The sequence below is a fragment of the Halomonas litopenaei genome (assembly GCF_003045775.1).
In the GTDB taxonomy this organism is placed as follows: domain Bacteria; phylum Pseudomonadota; class Gammaproteobacteria; order Pseudomonadales; family Halomonadaceae; genus Halomonas; species Halomonas litopenaei.
In genome coordinates, this window is record NZ_PXNS01000004.1 from 446,241 (window position 1) to 467,619 (window position 21,379).

23 protein-coding genes are annotated in these 21,379 nt (G+C 64.9%); 10 read left to right on the plus strand and 13 right to left on the minus strand.

All coding sequences use genetic code 11. The features are described 5' to 3' along the window. Positions 1 to 93: 93 nt before the first annotated feature. From C6W88_RS08475 to C6W88_RS08485, 3 genes are all read right to left on the minus strand, one after another. On the minus strand, positions 94 to 732 hold the full coding sequence (locus C6W88_RS08475; RefSeq protein WP_108132145.1) for a peroxiredoxin: 639 nt from the start codon (positions 730 to 732) through the stop codon (positions 94 to 96). A gap of 91 nt (positions 733 to 823) precedes the next feature. Then, positions 824 to 1,270 carry a C40 family peptidase gene (locus C6W88_RS08480; RefSeq protein WP_231498586.1) on the minus strand — a complete coding sequence of 149 codons (447 nt, stop codon included), beginning with the start codon at positions 1,268 to 1,270 and terminating at the stop codon, positions 824 to 826. Positions 1,271 to 1,497: 227 nt separating this feature from the next. Further along, positions 1,498 to 1,842, minus strand: a complete 345-nt coding sequence (locus tag C6W88_RS08485; protein ID WP_045993496.1) for a hypothetical protein — start codon at positions 1,840 to 1,842, stop codon at positions 1,498 to 1,500. A 166-nt stretch (positions 1,843 to 2,008) separates the two neighbouring features. Here C6W88_RS08485 and C6W88_RS08490 point away from each other — a divergent pair, with 166 nt between their 5' ends. Continuing rightward, the gene (locus tag C6W88_RS08490) at positions 2,009 to 2,974 is read left to right on the plus strand and encodes an ABC transporter substrate-binding protein (RefSeq protein ID WP_108132146.1); all 966 of its coding nucleotides are present in this window, start codon (positions 2,009 to 2,011) and stop codon (positions 2,972 to 2,974) included. A gap of 150 nt (positions 2,975 to 3,124) precedes the next feature. On the opposite strand, the gene C6W88_RS08495 is transcribed toward C6W88_RS08490, so the two are convergent. From C6W88_RS08495 to C6W88_RS21635, 4 genes are read right to left on the minus strand one after another with little or no spacing between them, the layout of a single operon-like run. After that, the gene (locus tag C6W88_RS08495) at positions 3,125 to 4,300 is read right to left on the minus strand and encodes a metal ABC transporter solute-binding protein, Zn/Mn family (protein WP_108132147.1); all 1,176 of its coding nucleotides are present in this window, start codon (positions 4,298 to 4,300) and stop codon (positions 3,125 to 3,127) included. 40 nt (positions 4,301 to 4,340) lie between these two features. Then, on the minus strand, positions 4,341 to 5,243 hold the full coding sequence (locus C6W88_RS08500) for a metal ABC transporter permease (protein WP_108132148.1): 903 nt from the start codon (positions 5,241 to 5,243) through the stop codon (positions 4,341 to 4,343). Next, positions 5,244 to 5,963 (minus strand): metal ABC transporter ATP-binding protein, encoded by a 720-nt coding sequence (locus C6W88_RS08505; protein WP_045993493.1) that lies wholly within the window; start codon positions 5,961 to 5,963, stop codon positions 5,244 to 5,246. Next, positions 5,963 to 6,103 carry a hypothetical protein gene (locus tag C6W88_RS21635; protein WP_181248609.1) on the minus strand — a complete coding sequence of 47 codons (141 nt, stop codon included), beginning with the start codon at positions 6,101 to 6,103 and terminating at the stop codon, positions 5,963 to 5,965. The genes C6W88_RS08505 and C6W88_RS21635 overlap by 1 nt, the downstream gene beginning before the upstream one ends. Positions 6,104 to 6,350: 247 nt before the next feature. Between C6W88_RS21635 and C6W88_RS08510 the strand changes: the two genes are divergently transcribed. The 3 genes from C6W88_RS08510 to C6W88_RS08520 all read left to right on the plus strand — a co-directional run bounded on the left by C6W88_RS08510 (position 6,351) and on the right by C6W88_RS08520 (position 8,187). Next, entirely contained in the window at positions 6,351 to 6,899 is a 549-nt protein-coding gene (locus C6W88_RS08510; protein WP_052704403.1) for an outer membrane beta-barrel protein, read from the plus strand. Between the two features lie 275 nt (positions 6,900 to 7,174). Then, positions 7,175 to 7,546, plus strand: coding sequence for a hypothetical protein (locus C6W88_RS08515; RefSeq protein WP_146164643.1), 372 nt, complete (start codon positions 7,175 to 7,177; stop codon positions 7,544 to 7,546). A 56-nt stretch (positions 7,547 to 7,602) separates the two neighbouring features. Further along, a complete protein-coding gene (locus tag C6W88_RS08520; protein ID WP_108132149.1) occupies positions 7,603 to 8,187 on the plus strand; it encodes a DUF4202 domain-containing protein in 585 nt (194 codons plus the stop codon). A gap of 557 nt (positions 8,188 to 8,744) precedes the next feature. Here C6W88_RS08520 and C6W88_RS08525 read toward each other — a convergent pair. The 6 genes from C6W88_RS08525 to C6W88_RS08550 all read right to left on the minus strand — a co-directional run bounded on the left by C6W88_RS08525 (position 8,745) and on the right by C6W88_RS08550 (position 14,743). Continuing rightward, a complete protein-coding gene (locus tag C6W88_RS08525; RefSeq protein ID WP_108132150.1) occupies positions 8,745 to 8,969 on the minus strand; it encodes a hypothetical protein in 225 nt (74 codons plus the stop codon). Between the two features lie 238 nt (positions 8,970 to 9,207). Next, positions 9,208 to 10,689 (minus strand): dihydropyrimidinase, encoded by a 1,482-nt coding sequence (hydA, locus tag C6W88_RS08530; protein WP_083970361.1) that lies wholly within the window; start codon positions 10,687 to 10,689, stop codon positions 9,208 to 9,210. Between the two features lie 44 nt (positions 10,690 to 10,733). Then, positions 10,734 to 12,035, minus strand: coding sequence for a TRAP transporter large permease (locus tag C6W88_RS08535; protein ID WP_108132151.1), 1,302 nt, complete (start codon positions 12,033 to 12,035; stop codon positions 10,734 to 10,736). Continuing rightward, positions 12,032 to 12,760 carry a TRAP transporter small permease subunit gene (locus C6W88_RS08540; protein WP_108132152.1) on the minus strand — a complete coding sequence of 243 codons (729 nt, stop codon included), beginning with the start codon at positions 12,758 to 12,760 and terminating at the stop codon, positions 12,032 to 12,034. Before C6W88_RS08540 ends, C6W88_RS08535 begins: the two co-directional genes overlap by 4 nt. A gap of 74 nt (positions 12,761 to 12,834) precedes the next feature. After that, positions 12,835 to 13,908 carry a TRAP transporter substrate-binding protein gene (locus C6W88_RS08545; RefSeq protein WP_108132153.1) on the minus strand — a complete coding sequence of 358 codons (1,074 nt, stop codon included), beginning with the start codon at positions 13,906 to 13,908 and terminating at the stop codon, positions 12,835 to 12,837. Between the two features lie 100 nt (positions 13,909 to 14,008). Further along, entirely contained in the window at positions 14,009 to 14,743 is a 735-nt protein-coding gene (locus C6W88_RS08550) for a maleate cis-trans isomerase family protein (protein WP_108132154.1), read from the minus strand. Between the two features lie 433 nt (positions 14,744 to 15,176). Between C6W88_RS08550 and C6W88_RS08555 the strand changes: the two genes are divergently transcribed. The 6 genes from C6W88_RS08555 to C6W88_RS08580 all read left to right on the plus strand — a co-directional run bounded on the left by C6W88_RS08555 (position 15,177) and on the right by C6W88_RS08580 (position 21,323). After that, complete coding sequence (locus C6W88_RS08555; protein WP_045992404.1) at positions 15,177 to 15,884, plus strand: GntR family transcriptional regulator; 708 nt, start codon at positions 15,177 to 15,179, stop codon at positions 15,882 to 15,884. 464 nt (positions 15,885 to 16,348) lie between these two features. Beyond that, positions 16,349 to 17,344 carry a TRAP transporter substrate-binding protein gene (locus C6W88_RS08560; protein ID WP_052704323.1) on the plus strand — a complete coding sequence of 332 codons (996 nt, stop codon included), beginning with the start codon at positions 16,349 to 16,351 and terminating at the stop codon, positions 17,342 to 17,344. Continuing rightward, positions 17,341 to 17,916: a TRAP transporter small permease gene (locus C6W88_RS08565; protein ID WP_052704322.1), complete on the plus strand. Its 576-nt coding sequence runs from the start codon at positions 17,341 to 17,343 to the stop codon at positions 17,914 to 17,916. The genes C6W88_RS08560 and C6W88_RS08565 overlap by 4 nt, the downstream gene beginning before the upstream one ends. Beyond that, on the plus strand, positions 17,913 to 19,193 hold the full coding sequence (locus C6W88_RS08570) for a TRAP transporter large permease (protein WP_108132155.1): 1,281 nt from the start codon (positions 17,913 to 17,915) through the stop codon (positions 19,191 to 19,193). Before C6W88_RS08565 ends, C6W88_RS08570 begins: the two co-directional genes overlap by 4 nt. 125 nt (positions 19,194 to 19,318) lie before the next feature. Next, positions 19,319 to 20,062 (plus strand): aspartate/glutamate racemase family protein, encoded by a 744-nt coding sequence (locus C6W88_RS08575; RefSeq protein ID WP_045992402.1) that lies wholly within the window; start codon positions 19,319 to 19,321, stop codon positions 20,060 to 20,062. A 61-nt stretch (positions 20,063 to 20,123) separates the two neighbouring features. Further along, on the plus strand, positions 20,124 to 21,323 hold the full coding sequence (locus C6W88_RS08580) for a serine hydrolase domain-containing protein (protein WP_197037092.1): 1,200 nt from the start codon (positions 20,124 to 20,126) through the stop codon (positions 21,321 to 21,323). Positions 21,324 to 21,379: the final 56 nt, after the last annotated feature.

Here is a 21,379-nt window from a genome sequence, read left to right on the forward strand (position 1 = left end):
GGACAGGCTGTCTGACGTAGCGGTAGATAGAGAGGGGGCGCTGCTCGTCCCTCCCTCGGACACTTCTGTCCTTACGTCTTGCCTGCTCCGTCCTTACTTCTTGCCGGGCTGTTTGACAAAACGCAGGTACGGACGCTGTTCGTCCCAGCCCTCAGGGAACAGGGTCTTGGCCTCGTCGTTGGAGACGGCGGGCACGATGATGCAACGGTCGCCATGGTTCCAGTTCACCGGGGTCGCCACCTTGTAGCCGTCGGTCAGCTGCAGGCTGTCCAGCACCCTCAGGATCTCGTCGAAGTTGCGTCCGGTGCTGGCCGGGTAGGTCAGCGTCAGGCGCACCTTCTTGGCCGGATCGATGATGAATACGCTTCGCACCGTCAGGGTGTCGTTGGCGTTGGGGTGGATCATGTCGTAGAGGTCACTGACCTTGCGATCGGCGTCGGCGAGCAGCGGGAAGTTGAGCCCGTGGCCCTGGGTGTCCTCGATATCGCCGGCCCAGGCGTGGTGATCCTCGATGGGGTCCACCGACAGGCCGATGGCCTTGGCGTTGCGTTTGTCGAATTCACCCTTGAGGCGCGACACTTCCCCGAGTTCGGTGGTGCACACCGGGGTGAAGTCCTTGGGGTGAGAGAACAGGATGACCCAGCTGTCACCGGCCCACTCATGAAAGTGAATGGTGCCGGCGGTGCTTTCCTGTGTGAAGTCCGGTGCGGTATCACCCAGTCGTAGCGTCATGGTCGTCTCCTTGGCGGTTGATGGCGACGGGCCCGGACGGACCCGTCGGGTCGATCGGTGAGACCGGGGCGCGGCCTCGTGGCAGCGAGCGTCAGGGCGCTGGCGCGGCCGCCCCGACGAAGCGATCCTGCCAATAGTCTATGGACAGCGAGGTGGTGGTGACCGTTCGCCCGCGTCCGGGCGCATGGATCATCACATCGTCGCCGGCGTAGATGCCGACATGGCTGACCCCGGGACCCTTGCCGGTAGCGAAGAACAGAAGATCACCCGGCCGTGCCTCGTCGATGGGCGGCAGGCGCCGGTATTGCTCCCGGGATGAGCGCGGCAAGGGGATACCCGCCCGGGAATACGTCATCTGGGCCAGGCCGGAACAGTCCAGCCCGCGCGGATCGTTGCCGCCGAACCGGTAGGGGGTGCCGACGGCGCTGCGCGCCTCGGACAGGATCAGGGCACGTTCCATGGACAGTCCCTGGCCGCTGTCATCGGTGCTCAGCGGGGCCGAGGCACAGCCCCCCAGAAGTACCAGCAGCAGTGCCATCAGGGCTGTCCAAGAGGACCTGGTGTACCACGGCATCGAAGTGGTCATTGCGGCTTTCCCTGCACAGACGAGGCGCCCTCTACGGTACTCTGCCCTACCAGGCAGGCCAAGGGGGGCCGAGGCGTAATGTGTCGCTGGCGCCGCAGGCGTAGCGACAACGACAAGGCGACCAGGGGCGGACGCTACCGACAGGCCGATGCCCCCTAACGAAAGGAGATACGTGTGCCCTAACGAAAGGAGATGCGTGTGCCGTTGGCCAGCATCTCGTCGGGGGTCATGGCCTTGCCCTCCACGCCGATCATCTCGTCACCGCACTGATCGGTCCAGGTCAGGACGCCATGGGTCAGGCCGACGCCGCCGAGCAACTCGCGGATCTCGCCGGTGCCGAGAAAGGTGCGGGTTCGCCCCTTGTCGTCGGCAAGCTCTGTGGTGCCGTTGGCGTGATGAAAGCGCACCGTGTAGATGCCATCCATCGACTCCACCTCGACGATGGGCGAAAACCCGCGGGACAAGGCCTTGGCGAGTGCCTTGAGGGTAATCTGGCGCTCCAGGGTGTAGTCGATGTCAGCCATCTTGGTGTTTCCTCCGGCGAAACGGGCCTCTTAAGACTGGTCCAGCAAAGGACTTCTGGCAAACAGGTAAGTGCGGTGCCGTGACCCAGTCGTTGAAGGCGCGTTCTTGAGGCGGTGTGCCGAGCCGGTATGGTTGATGGCTTCTACAGCTATCGACAGGTGAACCATGCGACACCATTCCATGCCCTTGGCCCTGGCGGCCTCGATTGCGCTCGCGGCTTCCTTCGGCGCCCATGCTCAGGACCAGGAAGATGCCCAGGTTCGTTTTTCCGTGCCCGCCTGGCCCGGTGTAACGGTCAAGACGGCCCTGGCATCCACCCTGCTCGAGACCCTGGGTTATGAGCCGGTCCAGGAAGAGCTGGGCTCCACCATCACCTATCAGGCCCTGCGCCAGGGAGAGCTCGACGCCTTTCTGGCGGCCTGGTTGCCGGCCCAGCAGGGCATGTACGACGCCAGCTTCGAGGATGGCGAGTCCAAGCTCGAGGACCTTGGCAACAACGTCGACGGTGCGCGCCTCGGCTTTGCCGTACCCACCTACGTCTACGAAGCCGGCGTGAAAACGGCGGAGGATCTGGACAAGGAAGAGTTTGCCGACAAGCTGGACCGCACCATCTATTCCATCGAGGTGGGCTCCGGCATGAGCGACTCGCTCAACAGCGCGGTGGATGAGGACACCTACGGTCTGGGTGACTGGAACCTGTCCGAGACCTCGACGCCAGGCATGCTGAGCGCCGTGGACGCGGCGATCGATCGTGAAGAGTGGATCGTGTTCGCCGCCTGGACCCCGCACTGGATGAACATCGAGTTCGACGTGCGTTATCTGGATGACCCCGAGGACATGTGGGGCCCGGAAGGCGGCCGCAGCGACGTGCGCACCCTGGTGCGCAGCGAGTTCGCCGAGAGCCACCCCAATGCCACCCGTCTGCTCGATCAGCTGGTGTTTACCGCCGATGACCAGAGCGCCATGATCCGTGGCTTCAGCTACGAAGAGCGCGAGCCGGAGGCGGTCGCCGTCGATTGGCTGCGTGAACACCCCGAGGAGACCAAGGGCTTCCTCGAGGGGGTCACCACGCGCGACGGCGAGGAGGCCTGGCCCGTGGTGCGCGATGCACTGGAGATCCCCGAAGCCTGATGTCGGTTGCCTCAAGCGTCGACTGAAGACCGCCGTTTGGAGCGAAAGACGAAAGGACCGCCCCAGGGCGGTCCTTTGTTTTCTGCAGGTCGACAGGACGGCGTGTGGTGTCCACTCGAATTGTCGAGCGAGCGGGTCGTGATGACAGGATCAGTGGTCGTGGTCGTGGTCGTGGTCGTGGTCGTTGTGGCTATCGTGGTCGTCGTGGCTATCGTGGTGGTCATGGCTATCGTCATGGTCATGACCCTCGGCATCGACCAACCCCTGATGCAGCACCTCGGCATTGTGCAGGATCATTCCCAGGTAGTGAGACGTCATCCCTTCTTCGGACAGGGCGCCGTTGTAGAGTGAGCCGGCGATGGGCACGCCGGTTTCCTCGGACAGTTGTTCCATCAGCGCCGGGCTGGACATGTTCTCGACAAACAGCGCCGGAATCTGGCGTTCACGGATGACGTCCACCATGCGCGCGATATCTGCCGCTGACGGTTCCGCTTCGGTGGACAGACCGACCGGCGACAGGAAGTCGATGCCGTAGGCCCGAGAGAAGTGGCCGAAAGCGTCGTGGCCGACGATGACCTGGGCGTGTTCCGGCAGGTCGTCGAGCAGCGCGAGCACCTGGTCGTGGGCCGCCTGGATATCCTCCATGTAGCTGTCGGCCCTGGACGCGTAGTGCTCGCTGTTGTCAGGGTCGACGGCGATCAGTCCGTCGCGGATATTGGCGACATAGATCAGTCCTGCCGACAGGTCGAGCCAGGCATGGGGGTCGTACTCGCCATGGTCGTGGCTGTCGTGATCATCGTGGCCGTCGTGATCTTCATGGTCTTCATGGCTGTCGTGATCACCGTGTCCGCCGTGCTCTTCATGGCCGTCGTGCTCTTCATGGCTGTCGTGCTCTTCATGATCGTGCTCTTTATGGTCGTGTTCGGCCCCTTCCTCTTTCTGGCGATGCAGCGATTGGCCGCCATAGGCCAGCAGCGGCACTCCGTCCGTGGCGACAACGGTCTTGCCCTGATAGCCGCTGGCGTCGAGCAGGCGCGTCATCCAGCCCTCGAACTGCAGGCCGTTGAGCACCACCAGGTCTGCCTCGGCCAGGGCCCTGGCGTCGGTCGGGCGAGGGGAGTAGACGTGGGGGTCGCTGTCGGGGCCGACCAGTGAGGTGACCTCGACCCTGTCGCCGCCGACGTTGCGTACCATGTCGGCCAATACACTGAAGCTGGCGACCACCTGGGTGGGCTCGTCTGCCACGGCCTGGGGGCCAAGGGCGAGTCCCGTCAGGGCAATCCAGGCGTGGCGTTTGACGAAGGCATGAGGCAGTGACAGTGGCATGGACGTTGATCTCCGGTTGGTCAGGGGACGGCGGGGCGCGTCAGGCGTGGTCGTCGGCGCGCAGCGGTGTGGCGCGACGACGAAGGCGAGCAGAAAGACTGTGCTGGCGGCCAAACAGCGCCGACAGCAGATAGGCCACACCGGCCAGCAGGATGATGGCCGGTCCAGAGGGCAGGCTCAGGTGGTAGGAAATCAGCAGGCCACCGAGGCTGGCGCCCAGCGCGATCACCACCGACAGCACTATCAGGCCCTCGAGGCGCGTGCTCCAGAAGCGAGCGGTGGTGGCCGGCAGCATCATCAGACCGACCGCCATCAGCGTGCCTAGGGTCTGAAACCCGGCGGTAAGGTTGAGCACGACGAGCCCCAGGAAGACACCGTGGACCAGACCGCTTCTGGTGCCTTGGCTGCGCAGAAACAGCGGGTCGAGGCATTCCACCACCAGGGCGCGGAAGATCACCGCCAGGGTGATGACGATCAGGCTACTGATGCCGGTGATCAGCACCAGGGCGGTGGTGTCCACCGCCAGAATGGAGCCGAACAGCACATGGGTCAGATCGACACTGCTGCCGCCCAGGGCGACTAGCATCACACCGGCCGCCAGCGAGATCAGGAAGAAGCTCGCCATGGCCGAGTCTTCCCGGTGGCCGGTGAGCTGGGACACGCTGCCGGCCAACAGCGCGATCAATAGCCCTGACAGCATGCCGCCAAGGCTCATGATGGGCAGCGAGAAACCGGCCATCAGAAAACCCAGCGCAACGCCGGGCAGGATGGCGTGGGACATGGCGTCACCGATCAGGCTCATGCCGCGCAGCATCAGGAAGACCCCCAGCGGCGGCGCCGCCAGCGACAGCGCCAGGCTGGCCAGCAGTGCACGGCTCATGAAGGCATAGTCGAAAGGGGCGATCAGCCACAGGTACAGGGTGGAAAGCAGCGAGTCGAGCATTCAGACAGATCCAGGAAAGGTCAGCGGCAGTCGAGGTGGGCGGGTCAATTGACCGGTGTGACGCTCCACCAGCGCATCCGGCGTGGCCCAGCGGCCGTGGCCCTGGGACAGGATCAGGACGTCATCGGCCAGGCGTGCCAGTTGCTCCATGTCGTGCAGCACGATGATCAGGGTCGCCCCCTGTTCGGCCATCTCGCGCAGCACGTCCATCAGCATCTCGACGGTATCGACGTCGACGTTGGCAAAGGGTTCATCGAGCAGCAGCAGTTCGGCTTCCTGCATCAGCGTCCGGCCGATCAGGGCTCGCTGGCGCTGGCCTCCGGACAGCTCGCCCAGCGGGCGGTGGGCCAGCCGCGAGATGCCCAGACGTTCCATGATCTCGCGCCCACGGCGATAGTGAGCGGCGCAGTAACCCTTGAAGGCACCGTGGCTCGGCCAGGTGCCGGTCATGATCAGTTCCTCGACGCTCATCGGGAAGCTCAGGTCCAGCGCCAGCTGCTGCGGCAGCCAGGCGCGGCGCGCCGCCGGAACGGCGCATTCGACGCGGCCCGCGACCGGCGTCAAGTTGCCCATGATGGCCTGGATCAGGGTGCTCTTGCCGGCGCCGTTGGCGCCGATGAGCGCGGTGATGGCGCCATCCTGAAAGCGCCCCTCGAGATGTTCGAGCACGGTGCGCCCGCCGCGTGCCAACTGCAGATCATGCAAGACGAGGCGTGACATCAGTGCCACCATCCGGCGGACCAGGACACCGCCAGCCACAGTGGCAGCAGGGGAATCAGCACCAGCATCAGTCGGCGCCGCATGGACAGGGACATCAGCGAGAAGTGGCAAGGCCCTTCGGGGCGGTGACGATGGGTCATGCAGGATAGCTCCGGGGCAAATCGGTCGAGCAAAATGGTTGAAAGTTATAACATAACAATATCTGGGATTCCACGACTTCCCTCCCTCGGGCCATCCACTTGAGGTAGCCGCCAGAGCGTTCGAGGCAGGCGTGGAACTTTCCTACAATCGGTACTGCAAAGAATGTCTTCCCACGATAGACTGAAATAAAGTGTCAGGTGTGCCTGGTCTCGCACAACAGGACAACGTTTCTACGGAGTTTTCAGGATGTCACGGATATTGCGGCGGATGGCGCTGGTCGGGGCGGCCCTTGGGCTGGCCCTGCTGACGTCGACCCACTGCGTGGCGGGCGGCAGTACCGGCTTGTACGTCGGTGTCGGCGCCGGCCAGATGCAGGGCGATGACGACTTTGACGACGAGGCGTCGGCGGCCAAGGTCTTTGCCGGCTACAACTTCGGCTGGCTGCCCTTCCTCGACCTGGGGGCGGAGCTGTCCTACCTCAACGGCGGTGAGCTCGACGGTGAGGTCGACGGCACCTCGGCACGGCTCGAGGTGGAGAGCCTGCAGGCCATGGGCATCGCCGGCTTCAGCTTTGGCCCCTTCGGCGTCTACGGCAAGGCCGGCATGGCGGACTGGGACGCCGACCGCAGCGGCAATGGCCTGAACAAGGACTATTCCGGCACCGACCCGGTATTCGGGCTGGGCGCCCGGGTGCAGCTGTTCGATGTGACCGGGCGTCTGGAGGTCGAGCGCATCGATGCCGACGAGATCGGGCACGTCGATAGCCTGACCGGCAGCGTGGTCTATACCTTCTAGCCTGGCTGATGCGACTCAGGTACCGGTTTCCATCTGGTGCGTTCTACTCCGCAGGGCCGACGCAAAAGCGTCGGCCCTGCGCTGTTTTGGCGTCACGTATCGGCCGTTGGTACTAGTCGATTGACGATTTTTCGTCGGTTCAGAGGACGGATTGCGCAAAACGTGATGTAGGTCATGCTGATTGTGTTGTAAGTGATTACGCACACAAAGGTCAGTCAAAGGGGGTAGGGGAGGAGCAGTATAGAGTATGAATATCTTCCTGCTCGGTGCTCCCCATGCTCACGCTGCCCCACCGGTTCCCACAGCTGCCCGCCCTGTCGACGGAACCTCGCCGCATTTGTCGATGGATGGCGCTTCTCGTGCTGGCCCTGCTGGCGCTGGTCAGCTTGGTGCCCCATGGCGTGCCCGTCGACCTGGCTATCTGGGCCGGGGTACTCAATGCCATGCTGTTGCCGAGCATGGATCTGGTGCTGGGTGTATTGCTCGAGGGGCTTCGCCCGCTGCTGACCTCCCTTGAGCGTCCATGGACGCGCCTCCTGCTTGTCGTCTTGGTTGCCGCCGCGATGTGGTGCTTCGCCATATTTCTGCTGCCGCTGGCGCTGGCCTGCCGTCATCTGCGCGGCCATGGAGCAGCGCAAGACTACTGAGATGGCCGTCAGACCGTTACCATGATGGCAACGCATCGACGCCATCGAGGAATCCCATGACGACAACGCCCTTCGACCAGGCCCAGGCAAGGCTCGACGCCCTGCATGCCGAGGACCCTCGCCGCGTGGAGGTGGACGGGGCATCACAGCCCCAGGAGCTGTGGCACGCCGGGCGCATGAGCGCCTGGCTCGAGCGTCTCGATCCCGACGCAGCGGAGCTGGTGCAGCTTGCCGTGCACAACCAGCACCTGAAACGCTGGGAGGTGCCGCGCAGTGACTATGAAGAGGGCCGCATCGGCTATTTGACCTGGCGACGTGACCAGGGCAAGCGCGCCGGCCAACTGGCGGCGGAGGTGATGCGCGCCTGCGGCTACAGCGACGCCGACGCCGACGAGGTGGCGCGGATGATCCGCAAGCAGGGACTGGGACGCGACCCCGGCACCCAGGCGGTGGAAGACTGCGCTTGCCTGGTGTTCCTCGAGAACTACTTCGCCGACTTCTCGCGTCAGGTCGATCACGACCACCTGATCCGCATCGTCCAGATGACCTGGAAGAAGATGTCCCCCGCCGCCCACCAGCTCGCATTGGGCCTGCCCATGAGCGACGAGGCCCGCGCCATCGTCGAGGAAGCGCTGGGGTAGGCAGGGTTGCAAGTGGGCTGCTCAAGCAGCCGGGGGGCGCGAAAGCCTGGGAAGGGCGCCAGTACCAGGGGCTTACCGATTGAATGGGCGCCTGGCTGTCTGGAGGCCGCGACTCTGTTGATATGGCTGATGTGTTGTCGCCAGAATCCACGAGGCGAGAGGTGGCCGAGGGCTCTGTGAGCGTGAAGGAAGGTCGGGGGCTAGCGGTATCGCCAGCGAATCAGTAGCAAGCTCACGCCGAAAACGACGGCGGGCATGAGCCCCAGGACAATGATGGCGGCATTGTGACTCATGAGCTGCCTCCTTTGTCGGCATCTTCGGCCGCGCGTAGATGACCGAGGTAAGTGGCAATCCCCGCCAGGGTCACTGTGGCCAAGCCTATAGCCAATAGTAACAGGCCCACCGGGGCGTGCCTGTTGATATCACCAAAATCAAGGGGTGTCGGTCGAGTTACGGATGCCTGCGCAGGTCCTGAAGGCGCATGATCAGCATGCCGACCAGATAGACCAGTGCAGGCGACAGGCCGATGGCGGCGCCAAGCAGGAGTTCGTTGAGTGTCATGCCTTACCCTCCTCTGTCGCGTCCTCATTGGCTCGAAGGGAGCCTAGCCGGTACGCGATCAGTGCCATCAGCAGCATGCCAAGCCCAATGGCGACCAGGGAAGTGGCCATCTGGGCCCTGGGGTTGATCAGGGCGCCAATGGTAGAGCCAATGATGACCCCTGTGGTGACCTTTTCAGATGCCTCCAGCAGTGCCTTCTCCCGATGATGTCTGACATTCATTGTAGCTCCATGGGGTCCTGGTCTCCACGAGGGGCCGTCGGCCCGCAGGAGTCGCCTGAGGACGCAAGCGCCGAGCACAACATGGTTGAGCGTAGCAGCCATGGTGCCAGTCCTCAGGTTCTCTGCTGGATGTTGCCTAGACACCATCTCTCCTAATCGGCCACAAACATCACATCAGGCGGTTTGTAGCCGATTCTTGCCTTGTCTAACCATCGATCGTCGACTTTTTGTATGAAGCCTAGAACCCCTTGGCCTGCCCTCTGGGCCTGGCCGGGGTGGGCTTGTCGCAGCGCAGGAACTGGCCGTCACCGGCTTGGCCGCAGGGCTTGCCATCGCGGGCGACGACCTGGCCTCGGCACAGCGCCATGACCACCCGCCCGGTCAGCTCCAGGCCCTCGTAAGGGGTGTAGTCCACCGCGTGGTGCAGATCATCGTTGCGCACCGTGACCCGGGCCTCCGGGTCCCACAGGGTCAGGTCGGCGTCGCTGCCCACGGCGATGGTGCCCTTGCGCGGATAAAGGCCGTAGATCTTGGCCGGGTTGGTGGCGGTCAGCGCGACGAAGCGGGTGGCGTCGATGCGCTGCTTGACCACGCCCTCCGAGAACAGGATCGCCAGGCGCGTCTCGAGCCCCGGAATACCGTTGGGGATGCAGGAAAAACTCGCCTCCTCGCCATGCAGCTTCTTGCCCTTGTCGTCCTCGTAGCGGAAGGGCGCATGGTCCGACGAGAACACCTGGAAAACACCGCTTTCCAGCGCCTCCCACACCGCCTGCTGGGCCGCCGGGTCTCGGGGCGGCGGGCTGCACACGCACTTGGCGCCTTCGAAGCCGTCCTGGTCCAGGTCATCGGCGGTCAGCATCAGGTACTGGGGGCAGGTCTCGCCGTAGACCCGAAGGCCACGGCTCTGGGCCCAGCGGATCTGTTCGATCGCCTGGGGGCCGGAAACGTGGACGATCAGCAGCGGTACGTCGATCAACTCGGCCAGCGAGATCGCGCGGTGGGTCGCCTCGCGCTCAGCGATGGAGGAGTGGGCCTCGGCGTGGTAGCGCGGGGCGGTGTGGCCCTGGGCCTCCAGCAGTTCGGTCAGGTAGGCGATGCAGTCGGCGTTTTCGGCGTGGACCATCACCATGGCGCCCTCGCGCCGGGCCAGCGCCAGCACCTCGAGCACCTCGCGGTCGTTGAGCTTCAGGTCGTCGTAGGTCAGGTAGATCTTGAACGAGCTGTAACCCTCCTCGATCAGCGCCGGCAGCTCCTCGCGAAGCACCGTCTGGTTGGGGTCGGTGACGATCATGTGAAAGGCGTAGTCGATCATCGCCTTGCCGTCGCTCTCGCGGTGGTAGTCCTCCACCGCCGCGCGCAGCGACTGTCCCTTGAACTGGGCGGCGAAGGGAATCACCGTGGTGGTGCCACCGGCCGCCGCCGAGCGGGTACCGCTGGCGAAGTCATCTGCCATCACCGCGCCGTCACCCAGCGGCTGGGCCAGGTGGCAGTGGGCGTCGATGCCGCCGGGCATCACCCACAGGCCGCTGGCGTCGATGGTCTCGCCGACTGGGCCTGCACCCTCGGCGAGTCCTTCGCCGAGGGCGACGATACGCCCGTCGCGAATGCCGATATCGGCGACAAAGCGGTCGGCGGCGGTGATCACGGTGGCGTTGGTGATCAGAGTATCGAGGCGTTGCATCTTGCTCTCCAGAGACCGGCTCGCGCCGGAGTTATTCATTGTTGTTCAGGTGCTTGGTGCCAAGGCGTGGCGGATATCGCCGATCATCCCATCACCCCCGGCAGCCACAGCACGATGGCCGGCCATGCGGTGATCAGGGCGACGAAGGCGAGCATCACCGCGAGGAAGGGCAGGCTGCCGATCATCACGTCGACGATCGAGCCGCGTCCGCGCACCCCCTGCACCACGTAGAGGTTCATGCCGATGGGCGGGGTGATCAACGAGATTTCCATCATGATCACCAGAAATACGCCGAACCACACCGGATCGAAGCCGAACTGCACCACCATGGGCACCACGATGGGTACGGTGGCGATCATCATCGACAGGGTCTCGAGAAAGCAGCCCAGCACCAGGTAGAACACCACCAGCGCCAGGATCAGCCCCAGCGGCGACAGTCCCAGTTCCGAGACCCACTGGGTCAGGGCGAAGGGGATGCCGAGGATGCCGACGATATAGTTGAGAAAGAACGCCGCAGAGATGATCAGCATGATCATGGCGGTGGTGCGTGCCATGGACAGAAAGCACTCGTGAAGCATGGCGATGGTCAGCTTGCGGTTGAGCGCCGCGAGCAGTAGTGCTGCCACCACCCCCAGGGCGGCGGCCTCGGTGGGGGTCGCCCAGCCGCTGTAGATGCTGCCGATGACGATGGCGAAGACGAACGCCGGCGGCAGCAGATCGACCAGCGAGCGCAGACGTTGGGCCAGCGGCACCCGCGGCTCGCGCTCGCCGGCGACCCCGGGGCGCAGCAGGCTCATGCCCATGATTACCAGCATGAAGGTGGCCGCCAGGGCAAGCCCGGGCACGATACCGGCGATAAACAGGGCGCCGATGGAGGTGTTGGTGATCGCCCCGTAGATGATCATGTTGATGCTGGGCGGAATCAGGATGCCGAGCGTCGCCCCGGCGGCCAGGGTGCCCAGCGCCAGGCGCTCGCTGTAGCCGCGCTCGGCGAAGGCCGGCAGGGCCACTGTGCCGATGGTGGCGGCGGTGGCCACCGACGAGCCGGACATGGCGGCGAACACCGATGAGGCGCCGATGTTTGTGTGCAGCAGACCGCCAGGCAGGCGGTTGAGCCACACCGACAGCGCCGAGTACATGCGCTCGGTGATGCCGGCCCGCAGCAGCAGCTCGCCGAGCAGGATAAACAGCGGAATGGCGGTCAGGATGAAGTCGTTGAGGGTGCCCCACAACAGGTCGCCGAAGGAGAACAGCAGCGGGGTGCCCAGGTAGAGCATGGCGCCGAGGGCGGCGGTGGTGAAGATGGCCACCGCCACATGGATGCCCAGCGCCATCATGGAAATCATCAGGCCAAAGCCCAGCAGTACCTCGGTGACGGAAATCATGGTGTCTTCTCCCGGCCGGCTATCTGGCCATCCGCCGAATGGCCAGGCGTGGCAGCCTCCGCTGCAACATAGTGGCGGCGTGCCTCGTCGAGCTCGTCATCGGCGCTGAGCGGGTCGCAGCCGGCGTTGAGCGCGCCGATCTGGCCGCGTGCCAGCTGGACACCGGCCCGGGCGGCGGCGCGCAGGGTGACGATGGCGAACACCGAAAGCCCGATCAGCCACAGCGACTGGGGGATCCACAGCGGCGTCTGCAGCGGGGTGCTGGCCAGGCTGGAGAATTCCAGGGTCTCGCCCAGGGTCGCGCCCGCCCGCCACAACATAAACAGCGAAAACACGCACAACAGCACCAACGCCACCAGGTTGAGCAGGGCGCGCAGCCGGGGCGGCAGTCGCGTCAGCAGGACGTCGACCCGGGTATGGGCGCGCTGGGTCAGGGCGAAGGCGAAGCTGAAGGCGACACCGATGGCCAGCACGTAGCCACCGATCTCGTCGACCCCCTGCAGCGAGAAGGCGAAGAACTTGCGCGCCAGCACCTCGAAGGTGATCAGCGCAGACAGCAACAGCGCGCCGTAGCCGGCGGCCAGAGCGGCACCGCGGGACAGACGGGTAAGTCCCCGGTCGAGCCGGGAGTCCGGGGATACAGCCATCGATGCGGCACCGGATGCAGCGCCGGGCGATCTGGCGTCGGGTGGCGGATGCGCACCGGAGGGACGGGAATCGGACATCGGGATGCTCCTGGGGACGGGGCCGCCGCATGGGCGGCCCCTGGTCGTGGGCGACAGGGTCGATCAGCCGCCGCTCAGGGCGCGCTGGCGCTCAGGCCGGTGACCTCGCCGACGCTTGCGTTCCACAGCGCGGTGCACTCGGGGTAGCGGGCGTCGCAGGTCTCCGCCCACACCGGCAGCACCGCCTCGGAGGTGATCTGCTCGATGCGCGCGCGGGAGTCCTCGTCGATGTCCACCAGGGTCATGTCGTAGGCGGTGTGGTTCTCGCAGCTCGGCTGACCGGTATTGCAGGCGATGGCATCGTCGTTGACGGTGTAGGCCAGGTCCCACATCTGGTCCTCGAGGCGGGCGAAGGCCTCGCTCAGCGACGCCTGCTGCTCGGCGTCGAAGCCGTTCCAGGTGTCCAGGTTCATGAAGTGGCCCTGCACCGAGTAGGACAGCGGCAGCGGCACGAAGTGATCGGTCACCTCCGGCCACTTGCCGTTACTACCGGCCGACGGTGCGGTCACTCCGCAGTCGGCGACGCCGCGCTGCAGCGCCAGGTAGACCTCGCTGAACTGCAGCGTCACCGGCACCGCGCCGAGCCCTTCCACCAGCCGTGACATCGATGGCGTGAACACCCGCACCTTCTTGCCAGCCAGGTCGTCGGCACCGTTGATGTCACCGTTGCAGAACATCATCTGCGGGCCGAATGGCCACAGCGTCATCAGCTTGGCGTTGAAGCGTTCCTGCAGGCGGGCGTCGAAGTCGGCACGGAAGGCGTCCACCGCCTCGCGCTGCTGGTCCAGGTCGGCGGTGACCCCGGCCAGATCGATGCCCTCGAAGAACGGCTCGTCGCGGGAGGCCATACCGATCTGCACCGACATCACGTCGAAGGCACCGGAGCGTATGTTGCGCAGGGCGTCCGCGGCTTCCACGCCGATGGCGTCCATCGGGTTGTAGCTCACCGCCAGGTCGTCACGGGCATCGAGCTCGGCGAAGAAGGGCCGCTCCACGTTGTCCACGTGCAGCTTGTTGCCGGAGAAATTGCCGGCTACTCGCAGCAGGGTTTCGGCCTGGGCCTGGCTGGTGGCCACCAGTAGGGGGGCGGCGATCAGGGCGCCAAGGGTAAGCCGGCGGGTCGCCGTCACGAGGGTGGGAGTCGTCATGGGAGAACCTCATCTTGTTGTTGGTGGTTGTTGCAGGTGCTGATGTTGCTGTTGCTGTTGCTGTTGCTGTTGCTGTTGCTGTCGAGAGGGGCAGGGGGTGTCAGCCGAGCCGAGGGTCGTGAAACAGCTGGCCCCAGCCGTTGATGGCGCTCGGGTCCTGGCCTGCCAGCAGCAGGCTCTTCCACACGGTGACGCTGACCGAGTCGTAGATGGGGATGCCGAGCTCTCGCTCCAGCTCCTCGACGATGCCGGCCCCGCGCAGGTTGGTGCACAGGATGGTGATCGCCTCCGGCTCGGCTCGGGCGACCTCGCGGACCATCTCGGCCAGGGTCTGCTCATCGTATTCGGAGAACGAGAAGTTGCCGCGGTCGTTGAGGTGGCGCTCGGCCACCACCTCGACTCCTTCACGCCGGTAGTTGTCGACGATGGCGGTCTGGATGTCGTCAAGGTATGGGGTGACCAGCCCTAGACGCTTGACCCCGGTGCGCTCGAGCACCTCGTTGAGCGCCAGCACGCTGCTGGTCGCCGGTATGCCGGTGGCTTCGGTGATGGCGGCGCACAGGCGGCGGTCGGCGTCGAACCCGAGCCAGCTCGAGGAGGTGCCATTCCAGGCGATCACGTCCATGCGGGCATCGCTGAGCAGGCGGGCGGCGTCAAGCTGTGGTGCGGGGTCGAACTGGGCCAGGGCCGCCTCGCTCAGCGAGATTTCCTTGACCGTGAAGCGCTGAAAGTGGGCACTGACCGCTGGCATGAGGTCCCGCAGGATGGCGCTGGTGTAGGGCTCCAGCACGGTGTTCGACGAGGGTGTCAGCATTCCGAGAAGGGTGCGTTGCATGGGCGTGGCGATCCTGTGCAAGGTCGTGTTGTTGTGTGTGGCGCGCCCCGGAGGCGGATCGGCGGTGGCCGGTCTTGCCTGTGGCGCGCTACACTGAATCTTGAAAGAAATTCGGAATTCCAAATTTCTACGACCTTTTCAGCATTGCATAACGTCGAGTTTTTGCAAGTACACTGCATCAATCGCCATGACATCTTGCTGTGAAGGCGGCAGTGAACACCTGGCGACCGTCGTGGAATCCGCGCCTTGGGATCTTCGATGGAGTGTGGAAACAACTTTGATTTCAGCGCTTTGTTGAGTGCTGGCGGTCGACGGTCGGCGTGCTGAGCACTGGGTGCCCGCTCCAGGGCGCTGTGGGCTGAAGCGACGCCCCAGTCCTCCGCAAGCAGCCAGCATGAGCACCCAGGAGCACCGAGGAGCAAAAGGAGCCGCCATGAACGAGTCCCTGGATCAGGACGTGCTGTCACCGCCTCGCCCGGCGCCGCTCAAGCGCTCGAGCCTTTACGAGGCGGTGGCCGAGCGCCTGCGCGAAATGGTACTGGAAGGAGAGCTGGCCCCCGGCAGCCGGATCGCGGAAAAACCGCTGTGCGAGGCCTTTGGGGTGTCGCCGACGCCCCTGCGCCAGGCGCTCAAGGTGCTGGCCAGCGAAGGCCTGGTCGAGATGCTGCCCCATCGTGGAGCCCGGGTGACCAGGGTGGATCGTGACGAGGTGCGTGATCTGTTCGAGGTCATGGCGGCACTGGAATCGCTGGCGGGCAACCTGCTGGCGGTGCGCGCCTCCGATGCCGACATCGCCGAGATCCGCCGGCTCCATGACGAGATGATGGGTTATTTCGCGGACAATCAGCGCAAGCGCTACTTTGCCCTCAATCAACGCATTCACCAGCGTCTGGCGGACCTGTCCGGCAATCGGGTGCTGAAGGACCTGGAGCAATCGCTGACGTTGCGTATCACCCGGGCGCGCTACATGGCCAACCTGGACGCCAGTCGCTGGGAGGAGTCCGCTCGCGAGCACAGCTACTTCGTCGAGGCGCTTGAGGCGCGGGACGCCCAGGCGCTGTCCGAGGCCCTGAGCCTGCATATGCGCAAGACCGGCCAGGCCGTGCTGCAGGGGCTGCCCGACAACGCTGGCGACGACTGACCGCGAGCGTTGCCTGGCGCGGGGCCGCAGGTGCTGGCCGCGCCGTCCCCCGAACCCTTTCTGCCGAACCTTTTCTCCCGAACGCTTTCTCCCAAACCTTTGCCCTCGAGCCCCTTTTCCCTGGGCTCTTTTCCCTTCGAGCCTCCCCTCAAGCCCTGCACCAAGGGGCTTGGGCCCACTGCTCCTTGCTACCGGACACTCCCCGCCGTGCACGGCTTGCCACCCATGGTTCGCCACCCACGGCTCGGCGCCCGGAAGATCTCCTGCCGCATGGCCTCCGCATGTCATAAGTCGCTTCTTGCTGAATTTGAAAACAATAACTATCTGATAAATAAAGTGTTTAAAAAAAATAGTATTCAAGATTTGGAATTCTTGAGTGTGTTCGACTAAGGTCAAAGCAGGTGGGCTCGCTTGAGCGTTCCATCACCGATTCCTTACCCAATACCAACAACAAGGATTGCGACATGACGACTCCCTCCCGTCTTTCCCTGCTGGGTGCCGGCGCGCTGGCCCTGGGTCTTTGCACACCGCTGCTGGCCCAGGCAGAAGACCTGCGCTTTGGCGGCAACTTCACCGATGATCACTCCAGCAGTCGCGCCATGGCGCGCTTCGCCGAGACCCTGGCGGAGCAGAGCGATGGCGATCTGACAGCCCAGCTGTTCCCCAACATGCAGCTTGGCGGTGCCGGCGAGAATCTCGATCAGGTCAGTTCCGGCGCCATCATGGGCAGCTGGATCGGCATCTCCTACCTGTCGCGTACCGTGCCGGAACTCGAGGCGCTGAGCCTGCCGTTCGCCTTCGACAGCCGCGAGGACGCCTTTGCGCTGATCGACGGCGAGGTCGGCGAGCTGCTCGACGAGAAGCTCGCCGAGGCCGGGTTCGTGGCGCTGGGCTACATGGAACTCGGCTTCCGCCACGTCACCAACGCCGAGCGGCCGCTTGAGTCGATCGAGGACTTTCAGGACCTGAAGATCCGCCTTCAGCCCAACCAGACCCACCTGGACACCTTCCGCGCCATCGGTGCCAATCCGGTGTCGATGGACATCAAAGAGGTCTACGGCGCGCTGCAGCAGGGGGTACTCGATGGTCAGGAGAACCCCTACAGCATCATCGAGACCAAGCGTCTGGACGAGGTGCAGCCGTACCTGTCCGATACCGGCCACTTCTACGACTACATCGTGGTGGTCGCCAATCGCGACAAGTTCGAGGACCTGAGCGACGACCAGCGTGCCACCCTGATGGCGGCCATGGACGAGGCGGTGGCCTGGCAGCGTGAGACCGCGGCGGCCGAGGATACCCAGGCCCGCGATACCCTGATCGAGCGCGGCATGCAGTTCACCCCGATCAGCGACGAGACCCGCGCGGCCCTGCGCGAGGCCAGCCAGAGCGTAGTGGATGATCTGCGCGAAAAGCTCGGCGCTGAGCTGGTCGACAAGGTGCTCGAGGAGCTGGGGGCATGACACGGGCCTGGCAACGCCTGGAGGCCCACGCGGGCCATCCGGTTCGGCGCCATTTCCTGCATCTGCTGGCGTGGCTGGACCGAGGCTCCTACTACGCCATCCTGCTGGCCATGGGCCTGATGACGGTGCTGGTGTGCGCCCAGGTGGTGGCACGCTACCTGCTCGGCACCAGTATCGACTCCGCCGATGAGCTGTCCCGGTTGTGCTTTGTATGGGCGATCTTTCTGGCCATTCCCCACGGTATCAAGAGTGGCATCCACGTCGGTATCGATGCCCTTGTCAGCCACTTGCCCGCCGGCGCCCAGCGCCGGCTGGCCCAGCTGATGGCGGCGTTGGGGGTGGTACTGATGGTGATCCTGGGGGTGGTGGGAACCGGTGCGGTGATCGACAAGTGGCCGCAGCTGATGCCAACCATGCCGATCACCGCGGCGGTGTTCTATATCGCGGTGCTGATCTCGGCGATCCACTGTGCGCTGCATCTGATCGCCCAGTGCCTGGAGCTTGAGCCGCTGCCTTCCGCCCCGGCTGGACCCGACTCAGGCCATGACCGCGGTGAGGAGGTGCGCCCATGACCCTGGCGATTATTCTGAGCTTTGCGGTACTGGCGCTTCTGCGTATGCCGCTGGCCTTTGCCCTGGGCCTTGCCTCGCTGGTGGGGCTGGTCGTTGGCGGCATGGACCTGGCGGTGCTGCCACAGCGCATGATGCACTCGGTGGACAGCTTTCCGCTGATGGCGATTCCGCTGTTCATGCTGGCCGGCGAGTTGATGGTGGCGGCAGGGATCCTTCAGCGCCTGGTCGATTTCGCCAACTCGTTGATCGGCCGCGTCCACGGTGGGCTCGCCCACGTGGCGATCGTCGCCGGCATGGTGCTGGCGGCGGTCAGCGGGGCGGCGGTGGCCAGTGCCAGCGCCCTGGGCAGTTCGCTGGTGCCGTCCATGCGTCAGCAGTACGACACCGGCTACAGCAGCGCGGTGGTCGCTTCGGCGGCCAACCTGGGGGCGATCATCCCGCCCAGCAACGCGATGATCGTCTACGCCTTGATGGCCGGCTCCAGCGTCTCGGTAGGCGGGCTGTTCATGGCGGGTATCGTGCCGGGACTGGTGCTGGCGCTGGGCTTCATGGGCCTGGCCAGCTTCCTGTCGATGCGCCGTGGCTATCCGCTGGCCGGCGGAGTCATCGGGCTGCGCCACGTGCTGGTGCAGACCTGGCGGGCGCTGCCGATTCTGCTGATGCCGATCGTCGTGGTCGGCGGCATCGTCGCCGGTGCCTTCACCCCCACGGAGGGGGCCGGCATCGCCGTGCTCTACGCGCTGGTGATCGGCTTCTTCGTCACCCGCCAGCTACGCCTGTCGCACCTGCCGCGGGCGATGTTCAACGCCGCGGTCACCGCCGCCATGGTGGGGGCGCTGATCGCCTTCGCCTCGACCATGACCTTTGCCTTCACCATCGATCTGGTGCCGATGCGTCTGACCAGCGCCCTGCAGGGGCTGACCAGCGACCCGCTGATGTTCCTGCTGCTGGTGATGGGGCTGTTGATCCTGGTCGGCATGTTCGTCGAGTCCAACGCCGCCTACATCATGCTGGTGCCTCTGTTGGCGCCGATCGCGCTGTCCTACGGCATCGATCCGCTGCTGTTCGGCTTTCTGTTCGTGATGAACCTGGTGGTGGGCATGATGACGCCGCCGGTGGGGGTGCTGCTGTTCGTGATGTGCGGCATCTCCAATATCAGCCTGAACGAGCTGATGAAGAGCGCCTGGCCCTTCATCGTCTTCCAGTACGTGGTGCTGGTGGCGTGTATCGCCTTCCCCTCGCTGGTCACCTGGCTGCCGCGGGCACTGGGGTACTGAATGATCGAGGTACTGACGTCTGAGGTACTGACGACTGAAGTACGGCATCGACCGAACGACAAGCTACGAAAAGGCCGAGGTGTCGCATCCGGCGCCTCGAACCGGCCCACTACAAAGAGACTGCCATGAAGCTTCTGGTCATCAATCCCAATATTTCAGACGACGTCAGCGCGCTGATCGAGCGTGAAGCACGGGCGAGCCTGCGCCCCGGCAGTGAACTGAGCATCGCCACCGCGCCCTTCGGTGTGGCCTACATCGAGACCCGCGCCGAGGCGCTGATCGGCGGCTATGCGACCCTGGGTCTCGCCGCCGAGCGCTACCCCGGTCACGACGCCGTGGTGGTGGCCGCCTTCGGCGATCCCGGCCTGCCCGCGTTGCGCGAGGCCCTGCCGATCCCGGTGGTGGGGCTGACCGAAGCGGCGCTGATGAGCGCCTGTCAGTACGGTGGGCGTTTCTCGATCATCGCCATCTCCCAGCGCATCCAGGCCTGGTACCGCGAAACCGTGGACAGCTACGGCCTGGGCTCGCGGCTGGCCAGTATCCGCGCCCTGGATGAACCTCTGGCGGCCATCGGTAGCGTGCAGCAGGACCAGGGCGGGCGCCTGATCGAGCTGGCCGAACAGGCGGTCAGAGAGGACGGCGCCGACGTGCTGATCCTGGCCGGGGCCCCGCTGGCGGGGTTGGCCCGCCAGGTCGCCGCCGAGCTGCCGGTGCCGGCGCTGGACGGCGTGACCTGCGCCATCACCCAGGCCCAGGCGCTGGTCGATCTCGGTCGCGCCAAGGCCACCGTCGGCAGCTACGCCGCGCCCCCCGACAAGCCGCACAAGGGCCTGAGCAGGGAGCTGGCAACGCTGATCGGCCGGCGCTGACCCTCCGCCACTGTCACCCTGGCAGGCATCACCACAACAAGTACAACAACGAGGTATCACCATGCACCTTCAATTTCCTGCATCTGTTTCCAGATTTGCCCACGGTCGTCGTTCCCTCACAGGACTCGTCGCCGCCACCCTGCTGTGCGGTTCACTCGGTGCCACTGCGAACGCCAGTGACCTGCCAAGTGCCGCACCCAGCGAAGTGGGAGTGGATGCGGCCCCGCTGAGCGAGCTGTCGTCGTGGCTCGACGCCCAGGGCTACGACGTGCGCAGCCTGATGGTGGTCAAGGACGGCCAGGTCATCATGGAACGCTATACCCAGGATCTCGGCAGGCAGCACAACTATGAGCTCTACTCGGTGACCAAGACGGTGACCGCGCTGCTGGCGGGTCTGCTGATCGAGGAGGGCAAGATCACCCTGGACGCCAGGGTGGCCGATGTCATCGCTACCCTGCGCCCCGATCTGGCCGAGCGTGTCGCCGACAAGGAGGAGGTCACTCTGGCGCACCTGCTGTCGATGTCCTCTGGGCTTGCTTATGACTTCGATCCGGAAGGTGACCCCATCTACTACGGGGCTGAGGATCGCCTGGCGTTGATCGCCGACACCCCGGTTGCGTGGGAACCCGGCAGCGCTTTCGACTACACCGACGTCAATCCGGTATTCGCCGCCGCCATGCTCGAGGCCGCTGCCGGTGAGCCTCTTGCCGAATACGCCGAGCGACGGCTGTTCGAGCCCCTTGGTATGGAGAACGCGAGCTGGCAGCGAGCCGATGACAAGGGACTGGTGTCGGCAGGCTGGGGGTTGAGGCTCATATCCATGGATCTGGCCAAGCTGGGCCAATTGCTGATCGACCAGGGGCGCTTTGATGGCGAGCAGATCGTGCCTGAGGGCTGGATCGCACAGATGACGACTCCTCGCGCCGCGCGAGACTTTGGCTACTACCTGTGGCTTGGCCATATCGTCGATACCACGCCGAGCTTCGACATGATGGGATTCAAGGGCCAGTTCGTGACGGCGCTGCCAGAGCGTGACGCTGTGGTCGTGATGACCGCGATGCTGCCGATCGACGGTGGGCTGCGCCATTCGAAGAACGTGCGCATCTTCCGTAACGTGGTCAATGACTATGTGTTGCCGGCGCTGGACGGTGAAGGCTCCGCCGAAGCCGACGCAGCACTCGAGGACGAGGTGGCGGCGCGTGCCTCGAGTACCCCGACGCCGGGTGTGTTCGTCGACCCGACCGACGAACCGCAGTCCTGAAGGGGATGTCGGGCCCGGGGCAGGCGATATACTCTGGGCCCTTCTCTCCTTCAATT